General features: G+C 57.8%; 1 protein-coding gene and 2 pseudogenes. 1 reads left to right on the top strand and 2 read right to left on the bottom strand.

All coding sequences use genetic code 11. The annotated features are described in order from the left end of the window. Nucleotides 1–70 precede the first annotated feature (70 nt). Nucleotides 71–378: pseudogene (locus OKC30_RS20690) on the bottom strand (VOC family protein); the annotation flags it as partial. 213 nt (nucleotides 379–591) lie between these two features. Here OKC30_RS20690 and OKC30_RS20685 point away from each other — a divergent pair. After that, entirely contained in the window at nucleotides 592–1296 is a 705-nt protein-coding gene (locus tag OKC30_RS20685) for an HNH endonuclease (RefSeq protein WP_160838517.1), read from the top strand. Between the two features lie 46 nt (nucleotides 1297–1342). Here OKC30_RS20685 and OKC30_RS20680 read toward each other — a convergent pair. Continuing rightward, nucleotides 1343–1825 (bottom strand): annotated as a pseudogene (locus OKC30_RS20680) (histidine phosphatase family protein); the annotation flags it as partial. Nucleotides 1826–1901: the final 76 nt, after the last annotated feature.

Here is a 1901-nt window from a genome sequence, read left to right as displayed (position 1 = left end):
CCAGCGGGGCTGACGCCCCGGCGAAATTCCCCTCCCACCTACGTCGGAGGGAGTCCCCTTTCGCATTTAAGATGGGACCACAGGCACCGCTTTTCATCACTGGCCCCTCCACGATTTCGACCCCCTGGCTCGCCAGCTGGGCCATCACCTGATCCAGGGGCCAGCGGGTGATGAGGCAGAGATCCCCCGACCCCACCTGCGCCCGGTTGCGCGCCTCCTCCCCCAGCAGTTGCAGATTGATCTTCTGGTTGCCAAAGCGCAGCGCCCGGCGCCCCGCCCCGAAGGTGATGGGCTCCATCTTGAAGGCGCCGCTGTAAAACGCCACCGCCCGCTCAATGTCGCTGACCGCAATACCAGATGGTCGATATGGCTGATCATGCTTGCTCCCTGTCATGGTGATTGCCGCACCATCATACCCTGTTCCCTTGGCAGAGACTGTGCCTTGGCCCGCAAAGCCTTTTGTCCTGATGGCCCAACTGAAAGAAACCAAGAAGACCCAACTACTGCTTGGCATCATCAATGTATTGATAATATGAGAGTTTATTAACCTTTCTACTGAACTTCGGCTTCGATTGAGTTAACCTTCTTGCAATGAAATACAACTCGGACGAGTCGGCTTTGCGCAACACATGGACAGAAGAAGAGTTAAGGGCGACGGTGACCGCCTATCTGGAGATGTACAAGAAGGAGTTGGAAGGCACTACCTTTGTCAAAAAGCACTATTACGCAGAGTTAGCGGCTCGATTCCAACGGTCCGATAAGTCGTTTGAATATCGGATGCAAAATATCTCTTACGTCTGCGTGTTGATGGGCAGAGCTTGGGTTTCTGGGCTAAAACCGGCCAAGAATGTAGGGGCACAGAATGCGTCTATTATTGAACGCCTGATCTGTGAGTTAGACGGACAACCGTTTAGCGGACAAGCAGAATTCGAACATCAGGTCATCCAATACAAGGAGAAACCCATCTCTCCTCATCCCCCCGGTATAGAAGAGCCATCCCAGCGCTACCTGGCCACAACAAGTTATGTGAGGGACCCACACGTCAAAGCCTGGGTACTCGTCGTCGCAGACTCGCAGTGTGAGTGTTGTGATGCACAGGCCCCGTTTATCACGGCTACCGGAGAACCCTTTCTAGAGGTGCATCACCTGCGCACTTTGGCTGACGGAGGCTCGGATACCATCAACAACACGGTGGCGCTCTGCCCTAACTGCCATCGCGAGCTTCACTATGGCGCCAATCAGGTAGAGAAGCGCGATGCACTCTATCGAAAGCTATCCAGGCTGAAGAGAGAATAATCCCCAGCACTCAAAGCGGCCCCCACGGCGGGCCGCCTTCGTGTGGTCAGCAGGCAATCCGTTCTATGCAACCGCCACTGAGTTTGAAGAAGGCATCCTGCGGCAGCTCCTGCAGCCAGGTGGTGGTGTAGTCCAGATCCACATAGGCGCCGCGCAGCATGGCGCCAAAGATACCGTGAGAAACAACGATGGCCTGCTCGGCAATCTGCTCGTCCTCAAGCCATTGCCGGGCCCGGCGCTGAATGCTCTCAAAACTCTCGCCATGGGGGGCCCGCAGATACCAGTCCGGTTCCTCCAGATCCAGATCGGGGTGGGCCGCCAGCAGCTCGGGCACCCGGCGACTCTCCCACTCCCCCATCCCCAGCTCCACCAGCCGCTCGTCCCAGATGATGCGCCCCTGGTCCAAGCCAAGCTGCTGACACACCCGCTCCGCCGTCTGCCGTGCCCGGCCGAGGGGGCTGGCGTAGATCGTCCAGTCGGTGGGCTCGGTCAGGAGCTTGGCCAGACGGGCCCCCATGGCGAGGGCCTGGTATCTATTCACCAGGACGGGGTTGACGGCATCAGTTCTGCCGGGATGGGATAATCTGTCTTCTCGATGCACGCCC

The organism is Aeromonas sp. QDB18 (assembly GCF_027705325.1).
Classification (GTDB): Bacteria; Pseudomonadota; Gammaproteobacteria; order Enterobacterales; family Aeromonadaceae; genus Aeromonas; species Aeromonas caviae.
This window is presented reverse-complemented; position numbering and strand designations above follow the sequence as displayed.

Excerpts from the sequence above, each read along its gene's own strand:
- OKC30_RS20685 (WP_160838517.1), top strand. The coding sequence starts at position 592 with ATGAAATACAACTCGGACGAGTCGGCTTTGCGCAACACATGGACAGAA.